This window comes from Streptomyces sp. CB01881 (assembly GCF_002953255.1).
GTDB lineage: Bacteria > Actinomycetota > Actinomycetes > Streptomycetales > Streptomycetaceae > Kitasatospora.
The window spans coordinates 10,295,445-10,313,834 of the sequence record NZ_CP026498.1; the positions used below are offsets into that span (position 1 = coordinate 10,295,445).

Sequence of the window (18,390 nt, forward strand, 5' to 3'; positions counted from 1 at the left end):
CGCAGGTCCGGGTCGGAGCCCGGGTCAGCAGGAGGCGGCGAGGCGCGGTCGCGAGCGGCGGTCGCGGCGAGGGCTGCGTGGCGGATGCGACCGGCCGTCGGCCAGGCCGGCCCGGAACATCCCGTAGGCGATCCGGCGCAGGGCGGCCGCTTCCAGTTCGTCCCGCAGTGGGCCGGCGCGCAGCAGTGCCTCGGGGCCGAGCAGGCCCTCGACGACGGCCAGCGCACCGGCGGTGTCGCCGTGGTCGAGGCGTTCCCGGACGCCGGTGAGGCAGTCCGGACGGCGGTGCGCCTCGTCGATCGCCCGGAGGCAGGGGAGCGGGGTGCCGGTCAGGGCGACCAGCAGCTCCTCGCGGCGGATCTCGGCCGGGTCGTGGTCCAGCGGGGCGAGCACCCCGTCGACCAGGCCGATCCGGTGCCGGGCGCCCCGGCACTCCACGATGCGCGGCTCTCCCGGCCGGTCCGGACTCCGGAGCGGGCCGGTCGGTCGATGGCCCGGAACCAGCGCCATGGCCACCAACGGGTGCAGCCGGTCGGGCCCGATCAGCCCGGCGCGGAGCAGCTCCAGGTCGGGAGGCACCCAGACCGCCGCGTCGGGCAGGACCGGCAGTCCGGGGGCGCCGCCGGTGGGTGCCGGCGAGATGCCGAGTCCGTTCCCGTCCGCGTCCAGGCGAAGGAGGAGCCGTTGGCGGCCTTCGAGCCGCACCGTGACGGCACTGGCGGCCCGGCCCTCGGCGCGGATCAGCAACCCCGCCTCGGCCGCCCACCGGTCGACGGCGCAGCGGTGTCCCGGGGGGAGGTCCCCCCGTGGCACCGCCCCGGGGCCGGTCCCCGGCGGCGGGCCTTCGACGGCCGTCCGGTCGGCTCCGGACCGGATGCGCAGCTCGCCGGTCCTGCGGGTGTCCCACAGGTGCCGGTGCAGGTCGAGCCGGAAGCGTCTGCTGGGGTGGGGGTGCGGGTGACGGCGGTCGCCGTCCGTGCTGCGGGACCCGTCCCACAGCGCGAGGCTGATCCGCTGACCGGCATCCGCCCAGGCCGGCGGAGTGCGCGCCACCAGGTGCACCGGGCCCGCGCGATCGCGCCCGGTCCCGTTGCGCCCGGCTCCGTTGCGCCCCGTGCCATCGGGCTCTGTGGCGTCGGGCGTCCTGCTGTCCGGCTCTGTGCCGTCGGGCGTCGTACCGTCGGGCCCTGTGCTGCCCCGCCCGGCCGTGTCGTACCGGGCCAGGGTGACGGTCAGCCCGGGGCGCAGCAGGCCGTCGGGGGCGATCCGGGGCAGGTGCCAGCGCAGCAGGTCGGGTGCCAGATGGCGCAGATCGTCGCGGACGCGGGCCGCGAGGTCGTGCCCGTGGCGGTGTGCCACGGACCGCAGGTCGACATCGACGTCGACACCTGCGGCGGCGCACGCCCCTGCCCAGTCCCCGGCACACCGGCGGCTGGTCGCAGTCTCGATCATGGAGGGCGGCACGGCGTACTCACGCACGCGCAGCCAGAGGGAAAGGCGCCGGGAGGTCAGGCGCGGGTCCTCGTTCGCGGTTCCAGTGAGCATCAGCACTCACCTTGCGCGGACGAGTCCCCCAATCTGTGACGGGAGTTGTTCATCATTGGGGTGAGCGTAGCGTCCGTCGGGGTGATCGGCCAGGCCTTTTCGTCCGGGGCGCCGACCGGGACCCGCCGTGGCGCGAACCCGCTGCCGCGGCCGGCCACGGCGGTCCCCGCCGTGGCCGGCCGCTCCTCCCCTGGGGGCTGCCGGGAGCCGGGGGGATCGCCAGCCGGTCCTGCTCGGCTCCTGAAACCGTGTCGGCGGCAGATGACACGGTCCCGTCCGAGGAGGTGCCCCGCTCCGGTTGCGGCGCCGCGGACGGTCACCGGCTGCCGGGCGGTCGTGCACCGGCCCGGTTCGTCCGACCGGGCCGGTGCAGCGGGTCCGCGGAACCGACCGACGTGTCTACCGACCCGACGGGTCTGCGGGGTTGACGACTCCTAGGGGCGGATCGCCGGGTCCGTGGGCCCGGGTGTCCGGCGGTGCGTGCTGTGGCGGGCCTGGAACGGCAGCCGGCGCAGGGCGGCGTCGAGGGCTGCGGCCGGATCCTCGGGGTCGGTGGTGGTCGGGTCGGTGGTGGTCGGGTCGGTGGTCGTCCGGCCGGTGGTCGTCGGGTCGGTGGAGCGCCAGGCGATGTGGCCGTCGGGGCGGACGAGGACGGCACCGCCCGTGGCGGTACCGGCGAGGGCGGCGAACTCGGGTCCGGGGTCGGCGTGGCGCAGGCCGGCGGCGTCGGCGGGCAGGTGCCAGGCGGGTGGGCCGAGGAGGATCCAGTCCCCGGCAGGGAGGTCGAGGGTGGAGCGCGACCGGGCGGGGTCGGTCCAGGCGTGCGGGAGGCGGGTGCCGGGGCCGCCGTCGAGGTCGGCGGCGACGGGGTCCGTCGGGTCCCCCGCGCCGGTGAGGACGGCGGCGGAGCGGTAGCGGTCGCCGAGGCCGTGGGCGGCGGGGGTGGTCCAGTCGGGATCGGGGGAGGGGCTGCCGGGGGTCATGGCCCGGGCGTTGGCGCCGGAGGCGGCGACGGCGTGGACGGCGGCGGGGTGGCGTTCGTCCTGGTAGGTGTCCAGCAGGGTCCCGTCCGCCCGCCCGCCGAGGACGGCGCCGAGCTTCCAGGCGAGGTTGTGGACGTCGGCGATGCCGGTACTGGCGCCGCGGGCGCCGGCTGGGGGCATCTGGTGGGCCGCGTCGCCGGCGAAGAACACCCGGCCCGCGCGCAGGCGGTCGAGCGTGCGCTCGCGGGCCTCCCAGGGCAGCACGCTGACCACCTCGGGCTCGGCGCCGGGCACCCCGAGGACGTCCCGCAGGAGCTGTTCGCACCGCTCGGGCGGGTAGTCGGCGGGGCTCTCGACGGCCGGGTCGTAGCGCAGGTGGAAGGCCCAGCGGGTGCGGGCGTCGATGGCGGTGAGCATGCCCCGCACACCTGCGCGCGCGATCAGGACGACGCTGAACTCCCTGCCCCGGACGAAGTGTTCGAGGTCGGCGCGGAACAGGATGTTGAGCTGGTGCCCGTGGCTGGTGCCGTACGTCGAGGAGACGCCCAGTTCGTGGCGCAGCGCGCCGCCCGCGCCGTCGGCGGCGATCAGGTAGTCGGCGGTGACGGTCTCGGTGGCGCCGGTGGCCACGTCCGTCAGGTCGACTGCGAGGTGGTCGTCGCCGTGCCGGAGGCCGGTGCGCAGGGTGCCGAAGCGGATCTCGGCCGGTCGGCGGCGGGCCGCTGCCAGCAGGACGGGTTCGACGGCGTCGAGGGTCGCGCGGCGGCCGGTGGTCGGGCTCCAGCGGGCCATCGCGGCGGGGGCGAAGATGCTCTCGGGCCGGTCGCCGGGCTCCGGCCGTCGCGGGACGTCGGCGAGGGCGGTGGCGAGGTCGGAGCCGCGGTGGAGCCCCTCGGCCCGGGCCAGTGGGGCACCGGCCTCGCGGACGGCGTCCGCCACGCCGAGTTCGCGGTAGATCTCCATGGCGCGGGCGTTGAGGCTGCGGGCGCGCGGGTGGTCGTGGGTGCCGGGGTGGGTCTCGACCAGGAGCGAGGGTACCCCGTGATGGGAGAGGGCGAGGGAGGCGGTCAGGCCGACGATGCCGCCGCCGACGACGAGGACGGGGTAGTGCTTGCCGGTGTGCATGGGATGTTCTCCGGAGGGTTGCTGATGATAAGTCAGGAGCTGTGGATTGTAGGGGTGTTGGTCCCGTCGGTCCCGGCGGTGTTCCGGGATCCGGGCAGGAGCAGGGAGGCGAGCGCGCCCAGCAGGCTGAGCGCCGCGGCGGCGAGCAGCGCCGCACGGGAGCCGTGCAGGAGTGCGGCGGCGGCACCGGAGGCGGTGTCCGCGGCCGTGCCGGTGACGGACTGGGCGATGGCGCCGAGCAGGGCGAGGCCGAGGGCGCCGCCCAGTTGGCGGGAGGTGTTGAGCAGGCCCGAGGCGAGGCCGGCCTCGGCGGGCGGGACGGCGGCGGTGGCCGCCGTGGTGGCGGACATCAGCATCAGGCCGAGGCCGGACCCGATCAGCAGCAGCGGGCCGAGCAGGTCGGCCGCGTAGCGGGCGTCGGCCGGCAGGGCGGCGAGCCAGAGCAGCCCGGCCGCCGCGACGGTGCCCCCGTACAGCGGCAGCCGGCGCGCCCCGGCGTCCAGCAGGCGCCGGGAGACCAGTGCGGCCGCGGCCAGGCACACGCCCATCGGCAGCATCGCCAGGCCTGCCTGCTGGGCGGAGTAGCCGAGGACCTGCTGCATCAGTTGGGAGACGAGGAAGAGCGACGCCGTCAGGCTCGCACCGAGCAACAGCACGACGAGGTTCCCGGCCGGTACGCCGGGCAGCCGGAACACCGGCAGGCGGACCAGCGGGTTCGCGCTGCGTGCCTCGACGCGTACGAAGGCGGTGAGCAGCAGGGCCGCCGCGGCGAGGGTGACGAGCGTGGTGGGGGACGTCCAGCCGCTCTCGCCGCCGCGGGTGACACCGAACAGGAGCAGGCCGACGCCGGTGGTCGAGACGAAGGCCCCGGGCAGGTCGAGGCGGCCGAGGGAGCCGCGGACGTCGGCGGGCTCCAGGCAGAGGCGGACGGCGACCAGCAGGGCGAGGCCGACGGGCACGTTGACGTACATCACCCAGCGCCAGCCGGCGTGTTCGGTGAGGACGCCGCCGAGCAGCACACCGAGTGCCGCGGCCGACGAACTCGAAGCGGCCCAGGCGGACATGGCGCGCCGGCGCAGCTCCGGCCGGTCGGCGGTGGCGGCGAGGACGACGCCGAGGGTCGAGGTTGCCAGCGCCGAGGCCCCCAGCCCCTGGGCGGCCCGGGCGGCGATCAGGGCCGGGCCGCTGCCGGCCAGGCCGCCGACGGCGCTGGCGGCGGTGAACAGCACCAGGCCCGCCCGGAGGGTGGCCCGGCGGCCGAAGAGGTCGCCGGCGCGGGCCGCGAGCAGCGTGAAGCCGCCCAGCACCAGCAGGTAGGCGTCCACCACCCAGCGGGCGGCGGCGGATCCGAGTCCGAGGTCGGCGCTCATCGCGGGCAGGGCCACGTTCACGATGGCGCCGTCCGTGACGACCATGAACGACGCGGTGCAGGCGATCGCCACCGCCGCCGCGACGGGCAGGCCGGGCCGCAGCAGGCGCGGCGGTCCGGGCGGCGGGTCGGTGCGCGGTGGCGCGGTGGCCGGAGGGGGCGCGGCGGGGTTGCGCGAGGAGGAGGGCGTGGACATGTCTGCTCCAAACCTGAACGGTGTTCTAGTAGAACAGTGTTCAAGTTAGGGTAGACTCAACGGCGTGTCAACGCGGGTGACCAGGGCCACGAAGGCGGCCCAACCCGCCCGCCAAGCAAGGAGATCCGCGTGCGCCTGCACCGCGAGGACGTGCTCGCCGGAGCGCTCGGCCTACTGGACCAGGACGGCCTGGACGGGCTCACCATGCGCCGCCTCGCCACGTCCCTGGGCGTCGGACCCAGCGCCCTGTACTGGCACTACCGCGACAAGCAGGCCTTGCTGGAGGCCATCGCCGAGGAGATCATGAGCGGCGTCGCCGACGTCGACGTCGCACTCCCGCCGCGCGAGCGGACCGCCGAACTCGCCCGACGGCTGCGGCGCGCCCTGCTCACCCGCCGGGACGGCGCCAGGGTCCTGTCCGGCACGTACGTCCGCCGGCCCAACACCCTCGGCTTCGGCGAGGCCGCGGTCCGGGCCCTCGCCGCCGCCGGAGTGCCGGAGACGGAGACCGCACTGGCCTTCTTCACCCTCCAGGACTACGTCCTCGGCCACGTCATCGAGGAACAGAGCCGGGAACACCAACTCGCCACCACCGACCGCACCCCGACACCGGACGCCGCCGACACCACCGACTACCCGGCCATCGGCACGGCCATCCGCCACTGGGCCGACCGCACCCCGGACGACCGCTTCGAGTACGGCCTGCGACTCCTGCTCGACGGCCTGGACCGCCGCACCGGGTCCTGACCGCCGCACCGGGTCCTGGGTGCCGTCCCGGCTCCTGACCGCCGGTCACCCGCCGGGAAGCCGTCCCGGTTGAGCCCACCCCGGCCGGGCCCGGGACGGAGCGGCCGGCCCGCGGATCACGGGTGGTGGGGGGCGGGGCGTGGCCGTGGACGACCACGCGCCCGAGGCGGCCGGCCTGCGCCTATGCTGCTTCGAGTCTCATGATCGCGTGAGCAGGCGGGACAGAGGGAGGACGCAATGGACTGCCGAGTGGAGCGCATCGGCCCCGGGGACTGGGAGCGGATGCGCGAGGTGCGGCTCGCGCAGTTGCTGGACACGCCGATGGCCTTCATGGAGACGTACGAGACGGCGCTCGGCCACGGCGAGGACGAGTGGCGCTCGCGGGTGGCCCGGGTCAGTGCGGAGGGGAGCGCGGGGTTCGCGGCGGTGGCCCCGGACGGCCGGTGGGTCGGCACGATGATCTCCTTCACGCCCGAGCCGAAGGCGGCGGTGCTGGTCGGTGTCTGGACCGATCCGGCCTACCGGGGCAGGCAACTCGGCGTGACGGACGCCCTGTTGGACGCGATCCTCGACTGGGCCCGCGCCGAGGCCGGGGCGGAGCGCCTCCTGCTGAGGGTGCACGAGCACAACCCGAGGGCGACGGCCTTCTACCGCCGCCGCGGCTTCGACCTGACCGGTCTCGACGAGCCCTACGAGCTGGACCCGGCGAGCCGGCTGCTGGAGATGGCCCTGCCGCTGAGCTGACGCCGCCAGGGCCTCAACTCACCAGCCCGGGCGCGAAGTAGTCACGCAGATGGGCGATCCGCCCGTCGCGGATGCGGAAGATCTGGACCAGCGAGACGGCCACGTCCTCGCCGTCCCCGTCGAAGACCGTGTCGATCTCGGCGATGAACACGTCGGGATCGGAGGTGGTGTGCAGCACGTACGCGGACTTCTCGACGTTCGGCACGCGGTCGTCCGCCGCCTGCCCCCCGTAGTGCGCCGCCATCGCACGACGGATCTCCTCGCGGCCCACCAGCCTCCTGGGGAAGTCGGCGCCGGCGGGGACGAGTGGCGCCTCGAACACGCCGTCCTCGGTGAAGGTCTCGGCAAGAGCGTCGGCATCGCGGGTCATCGGGCCGGCGTGGACGTAACGCTCGAAGATCTCCTGCGGGGTTCGGGACACGGCGGCCTCCCTGGGTTCGGGCACGGAAGTCCACACAATCACGGCGGCGCTCCCCGGGGCGGACGCTTTCCGGGAACGGACGCGGCTCGTCACACCCTCGGCCACCGGCGTGCGCGGCGCGTGGCCCGCCGGCCGCCCGCCGTCGGCGGACCTGCGGAACCCGCCCGTCCGCGCAAGGGGCGAGCGTAGGTTGCTGCTCGGACTCTCGGGGACGACGTCGACGGGAAGGGGCGGGCGATGGTGGCCGACGGCACGTGGTTCGTGCTGGTCCAGGAGGACTACGAGAACCACCCGGACGAGGGCGGGGCGCACTGGAGGCTGGACGTCGAGCAGGAGGCGCGCTCGCTGGAGGAGGCCCGGGAGACCGCCGAACACCTGGCTCGCACGTACCGGCCCGGGCGTTCGTGGGGTTTTGCCCGCTGGAGCGAGCGCCCCCGGCGCGGCATCTACCGGCTGGCGGACGGCTCCTTCCTGGTGTCGCTCCACGACGGGCTCCAGAAGGCCTCGTTTCCGGGTCTCCCTGGGCGAGTTGGTCGAGGAGATCAAGTACACCGGGCCGGTGCCGCCCCCGAACTGGAGCGAGGGCCGGTTCCTCGGCCGCGGATGACCTGGCGGAGGTGTTCACGGACCGGCAGGCCGATGCAGCCGGCGGGCGGGTGCGGGGCCACCGGTGGCCCGGCCACGTATGCCGGATGCGGGCCCGCCTCCGCGCCGGCTCGATGCTGCGCTCCCGTGCCGGGGCGTCGTCAAGGCCCCGCGTCAGGACGGCGTCAGGACGGCGTCAGGACGGGGCGAGGACGCAGAACTCGTGGCCTTCCGGGTCGGCCAGGCACGTCCACGGGACATCGCCCTGGCCGACGTCGAGGTCGGTGGCGCCGAGGGCCCGCAGCCGGGCCACCTCCGCCTCCTTGTCGTCACCGGGGTACGGCAGCAGGTCGAGATGGACGCGGTCCGGCACGGTCTTCACGTCGGGCGTGCGGAGGAACTCGAGATACGGGCCGCCACCCTTCGCTGAGCGGAACACCGCCTGATCGTCGGTCACCGCGTGCAGGGTCCAGTCCATCGCCTCGCCCCAGAACCGGACCATGGCCCGCGGGTCCGCGCAGTCGACCACGATGGCGGCGATCGGCCCGGTGTCCCGGTAGACCTCCCGGGGTTCCAGCACGCAGAACTCGTTGCCCTCGGGGTCGGCGAGGACCGTCCACGGCACGTCGCCCTGGCCCACGTCGGCGGGCGTCGCACCGAGAGCCCGCAGGCGCGCGACCAACTCCGCCTGGTGGGCCGCAGAGGTGGTGGCGAGATCGATGTGCACACGGTTCTTCGTCGTCGTCTTGAGTTCCGGGACGGGAATGACGTCGACGCAGACGAAGACCGGGTCCGGCCACACGGGGCCGCCCGCCGGTCCGACGTAGGTGACCACGCCGGGGCTGTAAGCACTCCAGCCGAGCGCCTCCGCCCAGAACCGGCCGACCGCCGACGCGTCAAGGGCCTTGATGTTCACCTGAACAGGTCGCAGTGCCATGCCGGTGATCCTATGCACCCGCTCGCCAGCCTCACCGGCGCACTCGCCCGGCAGGGACCGGTTCACCGGACGCGACCACCCGGTAGCCCTGGCCGGCCGTCGTGTCCGGTGGCCGTCGAGGGCGTGTTCTGTCCCGCACAGGCGACCGGAAGCGGCGGGCGGCGGGCGGCGGGCCGGGTCGGGTCGGGCTTCGGCAGGTCGTCGGGGGAGTCACCTTCCTGTCGGTCGCCTTTCCTGGTCGGTCACCTTTCCTGGTCCTTGACCTCCAGCGCCTGTCTCGCCAGGCCTATGAACGCGACGAAGGCCTCCCGGAACTCCAGGTACGCGGCGTCGTATTCGCGTCTCCTCCCGGGACTGGCGTCACCGATGAGCGCCTTGAGCAACGGCTGCACGCGTCGCGCCATCTGCCGCACCTGCTCCGCTGCGGCGGAAACCTCGGCAGGACCATCGAGCCGGACTTCGTGGGTCGCCCTGAGGACACCGACCCACAGTCCGCTGTTCGCCACGACCGAGGAGTCTGCCAGCCAGGACTGCCGCTTGGACAGCCCGCGTGTCGACCACTGCCGGAACCGGTGGCGGCCGGGCGGCATCCCCGCCAACTGCCGCTTCCATCCGCCGACTACGGCTTCCAGCCACACATGCGGGTGGTGCGGCGCAGGGGGTGCCAGGAAAACAAGCAGGCATGATTGCTTTTTCTTCGCGCCGGTGCCACGCTGCTGCGCGACGGCAAGGATTGTGGCCACCGGTAGGGGAGGCGTGCCTGTGGGGTCGCGTGCAGTGTTGCGGGTCGGAAATGCGTCGGGGTTCTACGGGGACCGCTTCTCGGCGGTCCGGGAGATGCTGACGGACGGGCCGCTGGATGTGCTGACCGGGGACTACCTGGCGGAGCTCACCATGCTGATCCTGGCGAGGGACAGGCTCAGGGATCCGTCCCTCGGGTATGCGAAGACGTTCCTGCGCCAGATGGAGGAGTGCCTCGGCCTGGCACTGGAACGCGGGGTACGGATCGTGGTCAACGCGGGAGGGCTGAACCCGGCCCGACTCGCCGAGGCGATCAGGGAGTTGGCCAAGCGCCAGGGGCTGGAGGCCGCCGTCGGGCACGTCAAGGGCGACGACCTGCTGCCGCGACGGGCCGAACTCGGACTGCCCGAGGGTCTGCTGGCGGCCAACGCCTATCTCGGCGCCTTCGGGATCGCCGAGTGCCTCAAGGGCGGGGCGGACGTGGTCGTCACCGGGCGGGTGACCGACGCGGCGCTGGTCGCCGGGCCCGCCATCGCCCACTTCGGCTGGGATGCGAGCGAGTTGGACGCTCTCGCCGGGGCCGTCGTGGCCGGGCACGTGCTGGAGTGCGGCGCGCAGGCGACCGGCGGCAACTACGCGTTCTTCCGCGAGCACGACGTCGTCCGGCCGGGCTTCCCGCTCGCCGAACTGCACGCCGACGGCTCCAGCGTGATCACCAAGCACCCGGGCACCGGCGGGGCGGTCACCACGGGCACCGTCACCGCCCAACTCCTGTACGAGACCGGCGGGGCGCGCTACCTGGGCCCGGACGTGACGGCCCGGCTGGACACCGTCCGGCTCACGCAGGAGGGGCCGGACCGGGTCAGGATCGACGGGGTGCGCGGAGAGGCGCCGCCGCCGACCCTCAAGGTCGGCCTGAACCGGCTCGGCGGGCACCGCAACGAGGTGGTCTTCGTCCTCACCGGGCTCGACATCGAGGCCAAGGCCGCCCTGGTGCAACGGCAGTTGGAGGAGGCCCTGCCGCCGGACGCGCGCCCCGCCGAGCTGCGCTGGACGCTGGCCCGGACCGACCATCACGACGCCGCCACCGAGGAGACCGCCTCGGCACTGCTCCGGCTCACCGCCCGGGACCGTGACCCGGCCAAGGTGGGACGCGAACTCGGCAAGGCGGCCGTCGAGTTGGGCCTGGCCGGATATCCCGGATTTCACCTCACCGCCCCGCCCGGACCGGGTGCTCCGTACGGGGTGTTCACGGCCGCCCACGTCGACGCCGGGAAGGTCGAGCAGACGGCAGTGCTGCCGGACGGCCGCCGGATCGCCGTCCCTCCCGCGCCGGCCGCCGAACAACTGGCCGCCCAGCGGCTGGTAGCCGACCCCACGGCCCCAGACCCCACGGCCCCAGACCCCACGGCCGACCAGGGACCGACGCGCCGCGCCCCGCTCGGCCTGGTGGCCGGTGCGCGCAGCGGCGACAAGGGCGGCGACGCCAACCTCGGCGTCTGGGCCCGGGATGAGGCCGGCTGGCGCTGGCTCGCGCACACCCTGACCACCGAGCGGCTTCGCCAACTCCTCCCCGAGACAGCAGATTTGACCATCACCCGGCACCTGCTGGCCAACCTCCGCGCGGTCAACTTCACCCTCGAAGGCCTGCTCGGTGAGGGCGTCGCCGCCCAGCACCGGTTCGACCCGCAGGCCAAGGCGCTGGGGGAGTGGCTGCGCTCCCGCCACCTCGACATCCCGGAGGCGCTGCTGTGACCGTCCTGCCCACCCGCCTCGACCCGGCCGGCGCCGACCACGCCGAGCACCGCGCCGCGATGCTCGACAAGCTCGGCGCGCTGGCCGAGGAGCACGCCAAGGCGCTGGCCGGCGGCGGCCCGAAGTACGTCGAACGGCACCGGGGTCGCGGCAAGTTGCTGCCGCGCGAGCGGATCGAGCTGCTGATCGACCAGGACTCGCCGTTCCTCGAACTCTCCCCGCTCGCCGCCTGGGGCAGCGACTACCCGGTGGGCGCGGCCCTGGTCACCGGCATCGGCGTGGTCGAGGGTGTGGAGTGCGTGATCACCGCCAACGACCCCACCGTCCGCGGCGGCGCCAGCAACCCCTGGACGCTGCGCAAGGCCCTGCGCGCCAACGAGATCGCCCTCACCAACCGCCTCCCGCTGGTCAACCTGGTCGAGTCGGGCGGCGCCGACCTGCCCAGCCAGAAGGAGATCTTCATCCCCGGCGGCGCCCTCTTCCGCGACCTCACCCGCCTCTCCGCGGCCGGAATCCCCACCGTGGCGGTCGTGTTCGGCAACTCCACCGCCGGTGGCGCGTACGTGCCGGGGATGTCCGACCACACCGTGATGGTGAAGGAGCGGGCCAAGGTCTTCCTCGGCGGGCCGCCGCTGGTGAAGATGGCCACCGGCGAGGAGTCCGACGACGAGTCGCTGGGCGGCGCCGGCATGCACGCCCGCACCTCCGGCCTGGCCGACCACTTCGCCGTGGACGAGCCGGACGCGCTGCGTCTGGCCCGCCGGATCGTCGCCCGGCTCGACCACCGCAAGCCCGGACCCGGCCCGGACGCGGCCGCCGCGCCGCCGAAGTACGACGAGGAGGAGCTCCTCGGCATCGTCCCCGGCGACCTCAAGGTGCCGTTCGACCCGCGCGAGGTGATCGCCCGGATCGTCGACGGCTCGGACTTCGACGAGTTCAAGCCGCTCTACGGCACCAGCCTCGCCACCGGCTGGGCCCGGCTGCACGGCTACCCGGTCGGCGTCCTCGCCAACGCGCAGGGCGTGCTGTTCAGCCAGGAGTCCCAGAAGGCCGCCCAGTTCATCCAGTTGGCCAACCAGCGCGACATCCCGCTGCTGTTCCTGCACAACACCACCGGCTACATGGTCGGCAAGGACTACGAGCAGGGAGGCATCATCAAGCACGGCGCGATGATGATCAACGCCGTCGCCAACTCCCGCGTGCCGCACATCTCCGTCCTCATGGGCGCCTCCTACGGGGCCGGCCACTACGGCATGTGCGGGCGGGCGTACGAGCCCCGGTTCCTGTTCGCCTGGCCGAGCGCCAAGTCGGCGGTGATGGGCCCGCAGCAACTGGCCGGTGTGCTGTCCATCGTGGCCCGGCAGTCCGCCGCCGCGAAGGGGCAGCCCTATGACGAGGACGCGGACGCCGCGATCCGGGCGATGGTCGAGCAGCAGATCGAGGCGGAGTCGCTGCCGGTCTTCCTCTCCGGCCGCCTCTACGACGACGGGGTGATCGACCCGCGCGACACCCGGACGGTGCTCGGACTCTGCCTCTCCGCGATCCACAACGCGCCCGTCGAAGGCGCGCGCGGCTACGGCGTCTTCCGGATGTGAGGAACCCAGACATGGCCACAGAACGACCGATCACCCACCTGCTGGTCGCCAACCGGGGCGAGATCGCCCGCCGGGTCTTCCGTACCTGCCGGAGCCTGGGCATCGCGACCACCGCCGTCCACTCCGACCCGGACGCCGACGCCCCGCACGTCCGCGAGGCGGACACCGCCGTGCGCCTGCCCGGCGCGGCGCCCGCCGACACCTACCTGCGCGCCGACCTGGTCGTCCAGGCGGCGCTCGCCGCCGGCGCCGACGCCGTCCACCCCGGCTACGGCTTCCTCTCCGAGAACGCCGGGTTCGCGCAGGCCGTCCTGGACGCCGACCTCACCTGGATCGGCCCGCCACCGGCGGCGATCGTCGCGATGGGCTCCAAGACCGAGGCCAAGCGGCTGATGGCCGCCGCCGGGGTGCCCGTGCTGGACGCCGTCACCGACCCCGTCGAGGCCGACCTGCCGCTGCTGGTCAAGGCGGCCGCGGGCGGCGGCGGGCGCGGCATGCGGGTGGTCCGCCGGCTGGACGAAGTGGCCGGGCAGCTCGCCGCCGCCCGCGCCGAGGCGGCCAGGAGCTTCGGCTCGGACGAGGTCTTCTGCGAGCGCTACCTGCCCACCGGCCGGCACGTCGAGGTCCAGCTGCTCGCCGACGCGCACGGCACCGTCTGGGCGGTCGGCGACCGTGACTGCTCCCTGCAACGGCGGCACCAGAAGGTCGTCGAGGAGGCGCCCGCGCCGGGGCTCCCGGAGCGGGTGCGGGAGGAGCTGCACGCCGCCGCGGTCAAGGCCGCGCGGGCGATCGGGTACGTCGGCGCGGGGACGGCGGAGTTCCTGCTGGCCGAGGACGGCCGGTTCTACTTCCTGGAGATGAACACCCGCCTCCAGGTCGAGCACCCGGTGACCGAGGCCGTCACCGGCGTCGACCTGGTGGCACTCCAACTCGCCGTCGCCGAGGGCGGCAAGCTCGCCGGGCGGGCGCCTGAGCCGGTCGGCTGCGCGATCGAGGCCCGGCTCTACGCGGAGGACCCGGGCAGCGACTGGCGGCCTGCGACGGGCACCGTCCACCGCCTCGAACTCCCACTTCCGCACACCGAGTTCGGCGGTGACGGGCCGACCGGCCTGCGGCTGGACTCCGGTGTCGGGAACGGCGACGAGGTCACCGTGCACTACGACGCGATGCTGGCGAAGGTGATCGCCTGGGCGCCGACCCGGTCGGCCGCCGCCCGGCGGCTGGCCGACGCGCTCGCCCGGGCCCGCATCCACGGGCCTGCCACCAACCGGGAGTTGCTGGTGCGGACGTTGCGGCACCCGGCGTTCCTGGCCGAGCGGCTGCACACCGGATTCCTGGCCGAGCACGCGGCCGAACTCACCACCCAGGACGGCACGCACACCGCGCTCGCCGCCCTGGCCGCCGCCCTCGGCGACGCGGCGGCCCACCGCACCCCGTTGCCGTCGGGGTGGCGCAACCTCCCCTCCCAGCCACAGGTCAAGCGCTACCGCACCGACGACGGAACCGAGTTCGAGGTCCGCTACCGGCTCACCCGCGACGGACTGGCGGCCGAGGGCCACCCGGACACGGCCCTGCTCGCGTCCTCCGCGGAGCGGGTCACGCTGCGGACCGGCCTGCTCCGCCACACCTTCGACCTCGCCCGCCACGGCGACCGGGTGTTCGTCGACGCCCCCGGCGGCTCCACCGTACTCACCGTCCTGGACCGCTTCCCCGACCCCGCCGCCGACACCGACCCGGGTGCGCTGCTCGCCCCGATGCCCGGCACCGTCGTCCGGACGGCCGCCGCCGTCGGCGACACCGTCACCGCCGGTCAGCCGCTGCTCTGGCTGGAGGCGATGAAGATGGAGCACCGCGTCACCGCCCCCACCGACGGCGTCCTCGCCGAACTGCGCGCCGTCCCCGGCCAGCAGGTCGAACTCGGCACCCTGCTCGCCGTCGTGCAGCCGAAGTCGTAGGAACGCGCCGGAGCCGCACCTGCCGCCCGAACCCGCACCTGCCGCCCGAACCCGCACCTGCGGCCGGGAGCCGCAGTCACCCGCCCCGTCAGCCGACCCCGCCCGGAAGGACCGGAACATGTCCGCACCGCGCACCACCCCCGGAAGCCCGTTGATCGAGAGCCCCGAACGCCAGGACCTGCGCCGTGCCGTGGCCGGTCTCGGCAACCGCTACGGCTCCGCGTACTACCTCGGAAAGGCCCGTGCCGGCGAGGCCGCCGAGGAGCTCTGGGCCGAGGCCGGCAAGGCCGGCTACCTCGGCGTCAATCTGCCCGTCGAGTACGGCGGCGGGGGCGGCGGCATCACCGACCTCGCCATCGTCCTGGAGGAACTCGGCACCGCGGGCTGCCCGTTGCTGCTGCTGATCGTCTCCCCGGCGATCTGCGGCACGGTCATCGCCCGCTACGGGACCGAGGAGCAGAAGCGGCAGTGGCTGCCCGGGCTCGCCGACGGCACCCGGAAGATGGCCTTCGGCATCACCGAGCCCGACGCCGGCTCGAACTCCCACCGCATCACCACCGTCGCCCGCCGCGACGGCGACGACTGGCTGCTCACCGGGCGCAAGGTGTTCGTCTCCGGCATCGACCACTGCGACGCCGTGCTGTTCGTCGCCCGTACCGAGGACGCCCGCACCGGCAAGCTCAAGCCGGCCCTCTTCGTCGTCCCGCGGGAGACCCCCGGCTTCGAGTACCGGCCCATACCGATGGAACTCGTCGCGCCGGAGAAGCAGTTCCAGGTCTTCCTGGACGACGTCCGGCTGCCCGCCGAGGCGCTGGTCGGTGACGAGAACGCCGGGCTGCTCCAGCTCTTCGCGGGCCTCAACCCCGAACGGATCATGACGGCCGCCTTCTCGCTCGGCCTCGCCCGCCAGGCCCTGGGCAAGGCCGTCGGGTACGCCAAGGAGCGCACCGTCTGGTCGACCCCGATCGGCGCCCACCAGGGCCTCGCCCACCCGCTGGCCCAGTGCGCGGTGGAGATCGAACTGGCTCGGCTGATGACCCAGAAAGCCGGGCTGCTCTACGACGCGGGCGACGACCACGCGGCCGGCGAGGCGGCCAACATGGCCAAGTACGCGGCCGGCGAGGCCGCCGCCCGGACCGTCGACCAGGCCGTGCAGACCCTCGGGGGCAACGGCCTCACCCAGGAGTACGGGCTGGCCACCCTGCTGGCCGCCACCCGGGTCGGCCGGGTGGCGCCGGTCAGCCGGGAGATGGTCCTCAACTACGTGGCCCAGCACACCCTCGGCCTGCCAAAGTCCTACTGACGAGCCGCCGGGCGGACCCTCCGCCCGACCCGTCGCCCGACCGTTTACGCGAGCCGAGGACCGGACCCTCGCGCGGGCCGTCACCCGGGCCGTCACGCGGGCGGTCGCGCCGACCACCGGGACTCCCTCAGCGGACGGAGGAGAGATGGGCGAAGACCACGGTGTTGGACTCGTAGCCGGTCTTGCGGTCGAACTTGCCGCCGCAGGTGATCACCCGCAGTTCGGGACGGTCGGTCGCGCCGTGGACCAGGGCGTCCGGGAAGTCCTTCTTGGCGAACACCCGCACGTCGTCGATGGTGAACACCGCCGTCCGCCGGTCCTGGCGGACCACCTCGACGGCGTCATCCGGGCGGAGCAGGCCCAGCCGGTAGAAGACGGCCGGCCCGGTGCGGTTGTCGGCGTGCCCGATGGTGAGCGCGTTGCCGGCCGCCCCGGGGGTGACGCCGTCGCGGTACCAGCCGGCCAGGTTGCGCTGCTCCATCGGCGGGGTGGCCAGGTGTTGGGCGGAGTCCAGGCCGAGGCCCACCAGCGGGGCGTCCACCTTGATGGCCGGAATCCTGATCCGGGTGGGCGCCGACGCGGGCAGCGGCGCCGGCGCGGGCATGGCGGGCCCCGGCGACGACGGCCTGCCCGCCGACGCCGGGGCCGAGCCCGGGAGCGAACCCGGGGAGGGCGCCAGGGCGGCGGCCGGAGCGGGAGGCAGCGGCGGGCCGCCGCTGCCCGCGCTTCCGTCCTGCACCAGCCACGTCCCGGCGGCCACCGTCACGGCGACGGCCCCGGCCGTCAGACGGCCGGGGCCCAGCGGCACGGCGCGGCGGTGCCGAGAGTCAGGACTCGGCATTGCGTCCGGCGCGCCGGCGCAGCGAGCGGACGCCGAACCACGCCGCCGTGGCGATCAGCGCCGAACCGCCGAGCATCTCGGCGGTGTTCGGCCCGGAGGTGCCGCCGCCACCGGTGCCGACCCCGCCGTGCGGTCGCCGTGCGAGGGGGAGGGGCTGGAGGAGGGGGAGGGGCTGTGCGAGGGGCCGCCGTGGCCGCCCACCGACGGGGACGGCGAGGGGCTCGCCGACGGCCTGGGCGATCCGGACGGCGACCAGGACGGCCTGGGCGACCCGGACGGTGATCCGGAAGGTGATCCGGACGGTGATCCCGAAGGCGAGGGCGACCCGGAAGGCGACCCCGAGGAGGTGGCGCACTGAACGTCGAACACCTTGTGCTTGGCGCTGCCGTTCTCGCCGACGAAGGTCCAGTTGAGCCGGTAGCGGCCGTTCGGGAGGCTGTAGGTGGACGTCGTCCCGCTGCCGTTGCTCAGTACCACCGACCCGGCCAGGACCAGCGCGTTGCCGGTGGGCGGCTGCTACTCGATGGTCCAGTTGACGAGCGTGACGGTGTCGAAGTTGAAGGCGTCCAGGTAGAACTGGCAGACCTTGGAGTCGTCGTTCCGGCTGTCCGGCGCGGTGGCGCTGTCGTGGACCTTGACGTCGCCGTTGTCGCCCGGTGCGGCCACCGCGAGCGGCGCGGCGCCGAACGTCAGTGCGGCCGCCGCCGCGGTGGCGGCGAGCAGCGGACGAGGGGACGGCAGAAGGGCAGTGGTTCTCACGGTGGGGTGTTCCCTGGTCGGGGACCGCCCTCGGGGGCGGGCGGGCCATGGGCCGAGGGTGGTCCGGGCCACTGGGGGCGGCAAGCACGCCACGCGTGCTTCCCCCGCCCTTCGTCACAATGGCGCATCGCGCCGCGACTGTCCGTATGCTCCTGTCCGCGCGTGCGGCCCGCCGGCCCTCCAGGGCCACCCGTGCGAGGTCGGACCGTGCGTCAACTACCCATGAGGAGGCATGCCTTGGTGTTCCACAGCGAGTTCCCGGACGTCGGCGTCGTGGACCTGCCGATCCACGAAGCGGTGCTCGGCGACGCCGACCGGTACGGCGACCGCCCGGCCCTGGTCGACGGCGTCACGGGAGAGACGGTCAGCTATTCCCGGCTCGCCACGGCCGTGCGCCGGGTGGCCGCCGGACTGGCCGAGGCGGGGGTGCGCCGGGGCGACGTGGTGGCCTTGTTCAGCCCCAACACGATCGGCTACCCGATGGCCTTCTACGGCGCCACCCGGGCAGGCGCCACCGTCACCACCGTCTCCTCCCTCGCCACCTCGGGCGAGCTGGCCGGCCAGCTCGCCGACAGCGGCGCCCGCTGGCTGATCACCGTCTCGCCGTTCCTGTCCGCCGCCCGGCAGGCCGCGGAGAAGCTCGCCGCCGAGGGCCGCCCGTTGGCCGAGCTGATCGTGCTGGACGGCGCCGAGGGCCACCGTTCGCTGGCCGACCTGCTCGCCTCCACAGGCCCCGACCCCGAGCCCGCGATCGACCCCGGCAGCGACATCGCCGTGCTGCCCTACTCC

The 18,390-nt window shown here is 74.4% G+C and carries 16 protein-coding genes; 7 read left to right on the forward strand and 9 right to left on the reverse strand.

The features are described from left to right. Positions 1 to 24 precede the first annotated feature (24 nt). From C2142_RS34285 to C2142_RS34295, 3 genes are all read right to left on the reverse strand, one after another. Entirely contained in the window at positions 25 to 1,545 is a 1,521-nt protein-coding gene (locus tag C2142_RS34285) for a hypothetical protein (RefSeq protein ID WP_148646769.1), read from the reverse strand. 434 nt (positions 1,546 to 1,979) lie between these two features. Then, positions 1,980 to 3,653, reverse strand: coding sequence for an FAD-dependent monooxygenase (locus C2142_RS41810; RefSeq protein WP_148646770.1), 1,674 nt, complete (start codon positions 3,651 to 3,653; stop codon positions 1,980 to 1,982). Positions 3,654 to 3,685: 32 nt separating this feature from the next. After that, positions 3,686 to 5,218, reverse strand: a complete 1,533-nt coding sequence (locus tag C2142_RS34295; protein ID WP_148646771.1) for an MFS transporter — start codon at positions 5,216 to 5,218, stop codon at positions 3,686 to 3,688. A gap of 129 nt (positions 5,219 to 5,347) precedes the next feature. Between C2142_RS34295 and C2142_RS34300 the strand changes: the two genes are divergently transcribed. Both C2142_RS34300 and C2142_RS34305 read left to right on the forward strand, forming a co-directional pair. After that, positions 5,348 to 5,965: a TetR/AcrR family transcriptional regulator C-terminal domain-containing protein gene (locus C2142_RS34300; RefSeq protein ID WP_148646772.1), complete on the forward strand. Its 618-nt coding sequence runs from the start codon at positions 5,348 to 5,350 to the stop codon at positions 5,963 to 5,965. Between the two features lie 237 nt (positions 5,966 to 6,202). Further along, positions 6,203 to 6,709, forward strand: coding sequence for a GNAT family N-acetyltransferase (locus tag C2142_RS34305; RefSeq protein ID WP_148646773.1), 507 nt, complete (start codon positions 6,203 to 6,205; stop codon positions 6,707 to 6,709). 13 nt (positions 6,710 to 6,722) lie between these two features. On the opposite strand, the gene C2142_RS34310 is transcribed toward C2142_RS34305, so the two are convergent. From C2142_RS34310 to C2142_RS40835, 3 genes are all read right to left on the reverse strand, one after another. Next, positions 6,723 to 7,130, reverse strand: a complete 408-nt coding sequence (locus C2142_RS34310) for a nuclear transport factor 2 family protein (RefSeq protein ID WP_148646774.1) — start codon at positions 7,128 to 7,130, stop codon at positions 6,723 to 6,725. A 781-nt stretch (positions 7,131 to 7,911) separates the two neighbouring features. Beyond that, entirely contained in the window at positions 7,912 to 8,652 is a 741-nt protein-coding gene (locus C2142_RS34315) for a VOC family protein (RefSeq protein ID WP_148646775.1), read from the reverse strand. A gap of 242 nt (positions 8,653 to 8,894) precedes the next feature. Further along, positions 8,895 to 9,395 (reverse strand): hypothetical protein, encoded by a 501-nt coding sequence (locus C2142_RS40835; RefSeq protein WP_241002945.1) that lies wholly within the window; start codon positions 9,393 to 9,395, stop codon positions 8,895 to 8,897. Between the two features lie 34 nt (positions 9,396 to 9,429). Here C2142_RS40835 and C2142_RS34325 point away from each other — a divergent pair, with 34 nt between their 5' ends. The 4 genes from C2142_RS34325 to C2142_RS34340 all read left to right on the forward strand — a co-directional run bounded on the left by C2142_RS34325 (position 9,430) and on the right by C2142_RS34340 (position 16,001). Continuing rightward, complete coding sequence (locus tag C2142_RS34325; RefSeq protein ID WP_277347349.1) at positions 9,430 to 11,148, forward strand: acyclic terpene utilization AtuA family protein; 1,719 nt, start codon at positions 9,430 to 9,432, stop codon at positions 11,146 to 11,148. Next, a complete protein-coding gene (locus C2142_RS34330; protein ID WP_148646777.1) occupies positions 11,145 to 12,743 on the forward strand; it encodes a carboxyl transferase domain-containing protein in 1,599 nt (532 codons plus the stop codon). Before C2142_RS34325 ends, C2142_RS34330 begins: the two co-directional genes overlap by 4 nt. Positions 12,744 to 12,754: 11 nt before the next feature. After that, positions 12,755 to 14,698 (forward strand): biotin carboxylase N-terminal domain-containing protein, encoded by a 1,944-nt coding sequence (locus C2142_RS34335; protein WP_148646778.1) that lies wholly within the window; start codon positions 12,755 to 12,757, stop codon positions 14,696 to 14,698. 118 nt (positions 14,699 to 14,816) lie between these two features. After that, on the forward strand, positions 14,817 to 16,001 hold the full coding sequence (locus tag C2142_RS34340; protein ID WP_148646779.1) for an acyl-CoA dehydrogenase family protein: 1,185 nt from the start codon (positions 14,817 to 14,819) through the stop codon (positions 15,999 to 16,001). Positions 16,002 to 16,128: 127 nt separating this feature from the next. Here C2142_RS34340 and C2142_RS34345 read toward each other — a convergent pair whose 3' ends face one another. From C2142_RS34345 to C2142_RS34355, 3 genes are all read right to left on the reverse strand, one after another. Continuing rightward, on the reverse strand, positions 16,129 to 16,809 hold the full coding sequence (locus tag C2142_RS34345) for a class F sortase (protein WP_241002946.1): 681 nt from the start codon (positions 16,807 to 16,809) through the stop codon (positions 16,129 to 16,131). A 19-nt stretch (positions 16,810 to 16,828) separates the two neighbouring features. Continuing rightward, complete coding sequence (locus C2142_RS34350; RefSeq protein ID WP_153882844.1) at positions 16,829 to 17,197, reverse strand: hypothetical protein; 369 nt, start codon at positions 17,195 to 17,197, stop codon at positions 16,829 to 16,831. A gap of 161 nt (positions 17,198 to 17,358) precedes the next feature. Next, positions 17,359 to 17,601 carry a hypothetical protein gene (locus tag C2142_RS34355; RefSeq protein ID WP_148646781.1) on the reverse strand — a complete coding sequence of 81 codons (243 nt, stop codon included), beginning with the start codon at positions 17,599 to 17,601 and terminating at the stop codon, positions 17,359 to 17,361. 240 nt (positions 17,602 to 17,841) lie between these two features. Between C2142_RS34355 and C2142_RS40840 the strand changes: the two genes are divergently transcribed. Further along, positions 17,842 to 18,390, forward strand: a 549-nt coding sequence (locus C2142_RS40840; protein ID WP_346766441.1) for an AMP-binding protein, incomplete at its 3' end; no start/stop codon positions are given.

Bases quoted from the DNA above. Each gene is read 5' to 3' on its own strand.
- C2142_RS34285 (WP_148646769.1), bottom strand. From the start codon at position 1,545: ATGCTCACTGGAACCGCGAACGAGGACCCGCGCCTGACCTCCCGGCGC.
- C2142_RS41810 (WP_148646770.1), bottom strand. From the start codon at position 3,653: ATGCACACCGGCAAGCACTACCCCGTCCTCGTCGTCGGCGGCGGCATC.
- C2142_RS34295 (WP_148646771.1), bottom strand. From the start codon at position 5,218: ATGTCCACGCCCTCCTCCTCGCGCAACCCCGCCGCGCCCCCTCCGGCC.
- C2142_RS34305 (WP_148646773.1), top strand. From the start codon at position 6,203: ATGGACTGCCGAGTGGAGCGCATCGGCCCCGGGGACTGGGAGCGGATG.
- C2142_RS34315 (WP_148646775.1), bottom strand. From the start codon at position 8,652: ATGGCACTGCGACCTGTTCAGGTGAACATCAAGGCCCTTGACGCGTCG.
- C2142_RS34335 (WP_148646778.1), top strand. From the start codon at position 12,755: ATGGCCACAGAACGACCGATCACCCACCTGCTGGTCGCCAACCGGGGC.
- C2142_RS34340 (WP_148646779.1), top strand. From the start codon at position 14,817: ATGTCCGCACCGCGCACCACCCCCGGAAGCCCGTTGATCGAGAGCCCC.